6 protein-coding genes and 4 pseudogenes are annotated in these 7,286 nt (G+C 70.0%); 7 read left to right on the forward strand and 3 right to left on the reverse strand.

The features are described from left to right. The 4 genes and pseudogenes from BN4348_RS37930 to BN4348_RS37945 form a co-directional block, all read left to right on the forward strand. Nucleotides 1-101, forward strand: a pseudogene (locus BN4348_RS37930) (2'-5' RNA ligase family protein); the annotation flags it as partial. A 142-nt stretch (nt 102-243) separates the two neighbouring features. Further along, nucleotides 244-1,284, forward strand: coding sequence for a biotin synthase BioB (gene bioB / locus BN4348_RS37935; protein WP_066911086.1), 1,041 nt, complete (start codon nt 244-246; stop codon nt 1,282-1,284). 14 nt (nt 1,285-1,298) lie between these two features. Further along, nucleotides 1,299-1,526 (forward strand): biotin synthase auxiliary protein BsaP, encoded by a 228-nt coding sequence (gene bsaP / locus BN4348_RS37940; protein ID WP_066911064.1) that lies wholly within the window; start codon nt 1,299-1,301, stop codon nt 1,524-1,526. After that, nucleotides 1,519-2,376: pseudogene (locus BN4348_RS37945) on the forward strand (FAD-binding protein); the annotation flags it as partial. The gene bsaP and the pseudogene BN4348_RS37945, both read left to right, overlap by 8 nt. On the opposite strand, the gene BN4348_RS37950 reads toward BN4348_RS37945, so the two are convergent. Together BN4348_RS37950 and BN4348_RS37955 are read right to left on the reverse strand one after the other, a co-directional pair. Then, nucleotides 2,369-3,667 carry a lipase family protein gene (locus BN4348_RS37950; RefSeq protein ID WP_066911067.1) on the reverse strand — a complete coding sequence of 433 codons (1,299 nt, stop codon included), beginning with the start codon at nt 3,665-3,667 and terminating at the stop codon, nt 2,369-2,371. The pseudogene BN4348_RS37945 and the gene BN4348_RS37950 sit on opposite strands and share 8 nt — an antisense overlap. A gap of 155 nt (nt 3,668-3,822) precedes the next feature. Further along, nucleotides 3,823-4,533, reverse strand: coding sequence for an NUDIX hydrolase (locus tag BN4348_RS37955; protein WP_066911070.1), 711 nt, complete (start codon nt 4,531-4,533; stop codon nt 3,823-3,825). A 46-nt stretch (nt 4,534-4,579) separates the two neighbouring features. On the opposite strand from BN4348_RS37955, the gene nadA reads away from it, so the two are divergent. From nadA to BN4348_RS37970, 3 genes and pseudogenes are all read left to right on the forward strand, one after another. Beyond that, entirely contained in the window at nt 4,580-5,638 is a 1,059-nt protein-coding gene (gene nadA / locus BN4348_RS37960; RefSeq protein ID WP_066911073.1) for a quinolinate synthase NadA, read from the forward strand. Then, nucleotides 5,638-6,381 (forward strand): annotated as a pseudogene (locus BN4348_RS37965) (FAD-binding protein); the annotation flags it as partial. The gene nadA and the pseudogene BN4348_RS37965, both read left to right, overlap by 1 nt. Further along, nucleotides 6,356-6,580, forward strand: a pseudogene (locus BN4348_RS37970) (carboxylating nicotinate-nucleotide diphosphorylase); the annotation flags it as partial. The pseudogenes BN4348_RS37965 and BN4348_RS37970, both read left to right, overlap by 26 nt. A gap of 111 nt (nt 6,581-6,691) precedes the next feature. On the opposite strand, the gene BN4348_RS37975 reads toward BN4348_RS37970, so the two are convergent. Continuing rightward, nucleotides 6,692-7,111: a nitroreductase family deazaflavin-dependent oxidoreductase gene (locus BN4348_RS37975; protein WP_066911083.1), complete on the reverse strand. Its 420-nt coding sequence runs from the start codon at nt 7,109-7,111 to the stop codon at nt 6,692-6,694. Between the last annotated feature and the right edge of the window lie 175 nt (nt 7,112-7,286).

Genomic DNA, 7,286 nt, shown 5'->3' on the forward strand with positions numbered 1-7,286 from the left:
CGCTGCGCATCGCGGGCCGGCCGGCGCAGATCGACGGCCGCTTCGTCGGCCTGCGCCGCTGGGACGGCGGCGCAAAGGCCGAACACCCGATCGGCGATTAGCCGCCCAACAACCGGGTTGAGGCACCCCGGCGGCCCCCGTGCGCTGCGGCCGTTACCCTACTTTGAACACCGAATTTATTCAGGCTGCCAGCGATGGCAGGTGCGGCTGCGCGCCCACGAAAAGGATGCAGGGGAGTACCTGGTGACTCAAGCGGCAACTCGGCCCACGACCGACGCCGGCGACGCGAACGACGACATTCTCGCCCTGGCGCGCCAGCAGGTGCTGGAACGCGGCGAGGGACTCAGCCGGGACCAGGTACTGCAGGTGCTGCAACTGCCCGACGAGCGGCTCGATGACCTGCTGGGCCTGGCGCACGAGGTGCGGATGCGCTGGTGCGGGCCGGAGGTCGAGGTCGAGGGCATCATCAGCCTGAAGACCGGCGGCTGCCCGGAGGACTGCCACTTCTGCTCCCAGTCGGGGCTCTTCCAATCCCCGGTGCGCAGCGCACGGCTGGACATCCCCAGCCTGGTCGAGGCGGCCAAACAGACCGCCAAGTCGGGCGCCACCGAGTTCTGCATCGTGGCCGCGGTGCGCGGGCCCGACGAGCGGTTGATGGCGCAGGTCGCGGCCGGCATCGAGGCCATCCGCAACGAGGTGGAGATCAACATCGCCTGCTCGCTGGGAATGCTGACGGCCGAGCAGGTGGAGCAGCTCTCGGCGATGGGGGTGCACCGCTACAACCACAACCTCGAAACCGCCCGCTCGTTCTTTTCCAACGTCGTGACCACCCACACCTGGGAGGAGCGCTGGGCGACGCTGTCGATGGTCCGCGACGCCGGCATGGAGGTCTGTTGCGGTGGCATCCTCGGCATGGGCGAGACGTGCGAGCAACGCGCCGAATTCGCCGCCGAACTGGCCGAACTCGGGCCCGACGAGGTGCCGCTGAACTTCCTCAACCCGCGGCCGGGCACCCCGTTCGGCGATCTGGAGGTCATGCCCGTCGCCGAAGCGTTGAAGTCGGTGGCCGCCTTCCGGCTGGCCCTGCCGCGCACCATGCTGCGCTTCGCCGGGGGCCGCGAGATCACCCTGGGTGACCTCGGCGCCAAGCAGGGCATCCTGGGCGGCATCAACGCGGTCATCGTCGGGAACTACCTGACCACGCTCGGCCGCCCCGCCGAGGCGGATCTGCAGCTGCTGGACGACCTGCAGATGCCGATCAAGGCGCTCAACGCCACTTTGTAAGAGACTTGGAGACTGTGGTTCGCGATCTGGGCGCTCCGGTCAGCGCCGGCGTCTACAACGTCTACACCGGGGAATTCGGCGGCACCGCCGTGCCGACGGCCGCGCAGTTGGGCCTCGAGCCCCCCCGGTTCTGCGCGGAATGCGGACGCCGGATGATCGTCCAGGTCCGGCCCGACGGCTGGCGCGCCCAGTGCTCGCGGCACGGGCAGGTCGACTCCGCGGACCTGGAGGCGCAGCGGTGACCGAGCAGGCCGCCCCCGAGACCCTCGAGCCGACGGGCNCCACTACGCCCAGGGCGGCATCGCGGTGGTGCTGCCGGACAACGACGACTCCGTCGAGGCCCACGTGACCGACACTGTGACCGCGGGCGCCGGCCTGTGTGATCCCGACGCGGTGCGGTCGATCGTCGCCGACGGCTATCGCGCCGTGTCCGAATTGGTCGGTGCGGGAGCGCGATTCGACGAAGCGGCCCCCGGCCGCTGGGACGTGACGCGCGAGGGCGGCCACTCCCGGCGCCGCATCGTGCACGCCGGCGGCGACGCCACCGGCGCCGAGGTGCAGCGCGCGCTGGACCACGCCGCCCGGCTGCTGGACATCCGCACCAGCCACGTGGCCCTGCGCGTGCTGCACGACGGCACCGCGGTGACCGGCATGTCCGTGGGCAACCCGGACGGATACGGAATCATCAACGCACCCGCGGTGATTCTGGCCTCCGGCGGGCTCGGGCACCTCTACGGCGCGACCACCAACCCCGACGGCTCCACCGGCGACGGCATCGCGCTGGCGCTGTGGGCCGGCGTGCCGGTCAGCGACCTCGAGTTCATCCAGTTCCACCCGACGATGCTCTTCGGCGCCGGGACCGGCGGCCGGCGCCCGCTGGTCACCGAGGCCATCCGCGGTGAGGGCGCGGTTCTGCTTGACAGCCAAGGCAATTCGGTCACGGCCGGCGTGCACCCGATGGGCGACCTGGCGCCGCGCGACGTCGTCGCGGCGGCCATCGACGCGCGCCTGAAGGACACCGGCGACCCGTGTGTCTACCTCGACGCGCGCGGCATCCCCGGCTTCGCGGCCCGGTTTCCCACCGTCACCGCCNCTTGACCAGCCGCGCCATGCCGACGTAGGTCATCGGGTTGAACATCGTCGGCCACGTGGTCCTGATCAGGTGCTCGGTCAGCGGCCGGCCGTCGAACCGGTCGGTGAGCCAGCGCAGCGTCATCGGGGCGGACAGCGGATGCAGGCACAGGTGCTCGTTGAACGCGTCCCGGTGGTAGGTGACCCGGGCGCCGCCGGCCGAGTACGCGTCGGCGAGCGCGTCGATGTCGTGCACGTCGATCAGGTAGTCGTGCACGGCCTGCACGATCAACACCGGCGGCGTCGGCACCGCCGCGCCCAGCTTGATGCTCTCGAAAACGTGCATGATCTCGGGCGTCGACAGGATGTCTTCCAGCGGCTCGTCGAGGTAGTCACCCATGTTCTTGCCGGCCATGCGCAGCACCGCTTCCACGGTGGTCATGTTCTCCAGCGAGTCCAGCAGGGCGCGCCCCTCCTCGCTGGTGTGCTCGGTGATGACGCGCTCCAGGTCGGGGTAGATGTGGGCGAGCGCGGCCACCACCAACGCCGGCAGGCCGGCGAGGAAGCCCCCGTTGAGCCTGCGGAACGTGTGACCCAGGTCGCCGACCGGGGAGCCGAGGACCGCCCCGACGATGTCCAGGTCCGGCGCGTAGTCGGCGCACACCTCGGCGGCCCAGGCGCTGGCCAGGCCACCGCCGGAGTATCCCCACAGCCCGATGGGGGCCGACGGCGACAATGCGAGACGCTCGAAATTCAGGGTGGCCCGGATCCCGTCCAGGACGCGGTAGCCGGGCTCATAGGGCGCGCCCCACGACCCGTGAATGCCTTCGTGGTCGGGGACCGACACGGCCCAGCCCTCGGCGACGGCGGCATTGATCAGCAGAAACTCCAACTGACTCAACGATCCGAGGGCCTTCGCCCGGCGCCGCAGCGCATAGGACGGGAAGCAGCGCGAGGTCATCGCGTCGATCGCGCACTGATAGGACAGCAGCGGGCAGGTCTGCCCCGGAGCCAGCTTCGCCGGGACGATCACGGTGGTCACGGTCGCCTCGGGACGGCCGTTCATGTCCATCGTCCGGTAGAGCAGCTGCACGGCCGTGACGGGCTGCGGGATCAGGCCCAGAAACGCCAGCTCGACGTCGCGCGAGCGCAGCACCGTGCCGGGCTCGGCGTGCTGGAAGCCGGGCGGGGGCTGGTAGAACGGGTCGTCCGAGGGCAGCAGCGGCCGCACCTTGCGCCGCAGTTCCTCGTGCGGCGGCTTTGCGATCCACTGCGCGCCGTGCGTCCCCGCCAGATTGCCGAGCTCAACCATTCGTCGATCCCTCCTTGGCCACCCGGCATTCTCGCGCATGAACGGGTGGTGGCCAAAACGTAATCGCCGCATTGTGAGCCGGTTCTCGTCGGTCTGCGCAGCTCAGCGGCGAAGGTGTTGCCGACCAATCTACCGGCGTGTCGAGAGAAAGCCGCTCAAAGCTGGCCGGGCGGCCGGAACGCGGCGAATTCGTCGGTGACCCGCAGCCGGGAGTCGGTGAAGTGGTAGAGCGCCGCCGGGCGCCCGCCGCTACGGCCGGACTGCGCGATCGTGCCGGTCTGGCTGATGACGCCGCGCCGAACCAGCACCCGCTGCAGGTTCGTCGCGTCGACCTGGTAGCCCAGCGCCGCGCCGTAAATATCGCGCAGCGCGGAAAGCGCGAATTCCCTTGGCGCCAAGGCAAACCCGATGTTGGTGTAGGACATCTTGGCGACCAGCCTGGTTCGGGCGTGCTCCACCATCGGGCCGTGGTCGAACGCCATCGGCGGCAGGGAATTCACCGGATGCCAGCGAGTGTCCGGCGGCAACTCGGGGATCGCGGGGGAGGGCACCAGGCCCAGGAACGTCGACGCGATCACCCGGGCGCCGGGCACCCGGTGTGGGTCGGAAAACACAGCAAGCTGCTCTAAGTGAGCCAGCTCTCGCAGGTCGACCTTCTCGGCCAGTTGGCGGCGCACCGAGGTGGTCATGTCCTCGTCGTTGCGCAGCCGGCCGCCGGGCAGCGACCAGGCGCCCTCCTGCGGATCCTGGGCACGCTGCCATAACAGCACGTTCAGCTGGGGTTTTTCTCGGCGCGGTGGCGCCGTTACCTGGCGAACCTGGAACACGACGGCCAGCACCTCGTGTTCAGTGCTAGTATGGCCCATGTTTTCGATTGTAAGTCGAAAACCTCCCGGCGCGAAAGGAGCCGCCATGACGGTTTTGACTCGCATGGAGTCGTTCGCCGAAAACGGGGCCGACTTGACCGGCCGCATCACCGACACCGCCGCCGGCTACGCCGGCCTCGAGGGCGACGAGCGGTGGGCGGCCGAGGTCCGGCGGCTGGCGAAGCTGCGCGGCGCCACCCTGCTCGCGCACAACTACCAACTGCCCGCGATCCAGGACGTCGCCGACCACGTCGGCGATTCGCTCGCGCTGTCGCGGATCGCCGCGGAGGCTCCCGAGGACACCATCGTGTTCTGCGGGGTGCACTTCATGGCCGAGACCGCCAAGATGCTCAGCCCCGAGAAGACGGTCCTCATTCCGGATCGGCGGGCCGGCTGCTCGCTGGCCGACTCCATCACCCCCGACGAACTGCGCGCCTGGAAGGACGAGCACCCCGGCGCCGTCGTCGTCTCCTACGTCAACACGACCGCCGCGGTGAAGGCGCTCACCGACATCTGCTGCACGTCGTCCAACGCGGTCGACGTGGTCGAGTCCATCGACCCCGATCGCGAGGTGCTGTTCTGCCCGGACCAATTCCTCGGCGCCCACGTGCGCCGGGTGACCGGTCGCACGAACCTGCACGTGTGGGCCGGTGAATGCCACGTGCACGCCGGCATCAACGGCGACGAGCTGTCCGAGCAGGCGCGGGCCAACCCCGATGCCGAGCTCTATGTCCACCCCGAATGCGGTTGCGCCACTTCGGCGTTGTACCTCGCCGGCGAGGGCGCCTTCCCGGCGGAGCGGGTGAAGATCCTGTCCACCGGCGGCATGCTGGACGCCGCGCACCAGACCCACGCCCGTAAGGTCCTGGTCGCCACCGAGGTCGGCATGCTGCACCAGTTGCGCAGGGCGGCACCGCAAGTCGACTTCCGCGCGGTCAACGACCGCGCCTCCTGCAAGTACATGAAGATGATCACGCCCGCGGCGCTGCTGCGCTGCCTGGTCGACGGGGCCGACGAAGTCGACGTCGACCCGGAGATCGCGGCGGCGGGCCGCCGCAGTGTGCAGCGAATGATCGAGATCGGCCAGCCGGGCGGCGGCGAATGATGGGCCGTCCCGAGTGGACCGACGCCGCCGACGTCGTCGTCATCGGCACCGGCGTCGCCGGACTGGCCGCCGCGCTGGCCGCGCATCGCGCCGGGCGCCGCGTCGTGGTCCTGTCGAAGGCGGACCAGGCGCGTGGGGTGACCGCCACCCACTACGCCCAGGGCGGCATCGCGGTGGTGCTGCCGGACAACGACGACTCCGTCGAGGCCCACGTGACCGACACTGTGACCGCGGGCGCCGGCCTGTGTGATCCCGACGCGGTGCGGTCGATCGTCGCCGACGGCTATCGCGCCGTGTCCGAATTGGTCGGTGCGGGAGCGCGATTCGACGAAGCGGCCCCCGGCCGCTGGGACGTGACGCGCGAGGGCGGCCACTCCCGGCGCCGCATCGTGCACGCCGGCGGCGACGCCACCGGCGCCGAGGTGCAGCGCGCGCTGGACCACGCCGCCCGGCTGCTGGACATCCGCACCAGCCACGTGGCCCTGCGCGTGCTGCACGACGGCACCGCGGTGACCGGCATGTCCGTGGGCAACCCGGACGGATACGGAATCATCAACGCACCCGCGGTGATTCTGGCCTCCGGCGGGCTCGGGCACCTCTACGGCGCGACCACCAACCCCGACGGCTCCACCGGCGACGGCATCGCGCTGGCGCTGTGGGCCGGCGTGCCGGTCAGCGACCTCGAGTTCATCCAGTTCCACCCGACGATGCTCTNTGCTGGGCGAAAAGCCGGAGCTGATCCTGCTGGACAATTTTCCGGTGTGGCAGACGCAGATGGCTGTGCAGCGCCGCGACGCCAGGGCGCCCGCCGTCCTGCTCGAATCGTCCGGCGGGCTCAGCCTGGAGAACGCCGCCACGTACGCCGCGACCGGGGTGGACTACCTGGCCGTCGGCGCGCTGACGCACTCCGTGCGCGCGCTCGACATCGGTCTGGACATGTAGGGTGCCCAGGGCCATTGAGCGTGCGTCCTGGGTGTGAAAATCGCCGAAATCCCGCCCTCAGCGCACACGGAAAGCCGTCAGTGCACCCTCAACCGCGGCCGCGGCCCGAGCTCAGGCGATATCGCCGACGAAGACCCCGACCCGGCCCAGCTGCATGCGCGCCATCCGCGGCAGGTTTTGCGCGTCCGGGCCGTCGTAGCCGGCCGGCAGGATCCGGGTATTGGTGATGTGCACCTGACGGCGGGCGAGGCGCAGGTCAGCCTCGCCCGCGGCCAGCACGTTCTTCACCCAATCGGTCTTGCCGTGGGCCAACGCGATCGCCAGCACGTTTCCCTTGCGGTAGGCCGTCACGATGGTCTTGTACGGCTTGCCGGACTTGCGGCCGCGATGCTCGATGGTCCCGGTTCCGGGCAGAAAGCGCGCGATCGGCTTGAGCGCGTTGTTGAGGTATTTGACCTGAAAGTTCTCAAACCAGACCGGGAAGACCATCGGAACGCCCGGGGCGTTGTTGGGGTGATCCTTTTTGGACATGACGGCACTGTACCGGCCGGATAACGACTTGAGCTGCTCTGGGACAATGAACAACGTGACCCCCACCCTGCCGTCGCCGATCGCCCGCATTGACCTGCGCGGCGCGGAGCTGACGGCCGCCCGGCTGCGGGCCGCGCTGCCCCGCGGCGGCGCGGACGTGGACAGCGTGCTGCCC

This window comes from Mycobacterium interjectum (genome assembly GCF_900078675.2).
In the GTDB taxonomy this organism is placed as follows: Bacteria; Actinomycetota; Actinomycetes; order Mycobacteriales; family Mycobacteriaceae; genus Mycobacterium; species Mycobacterium interjectum.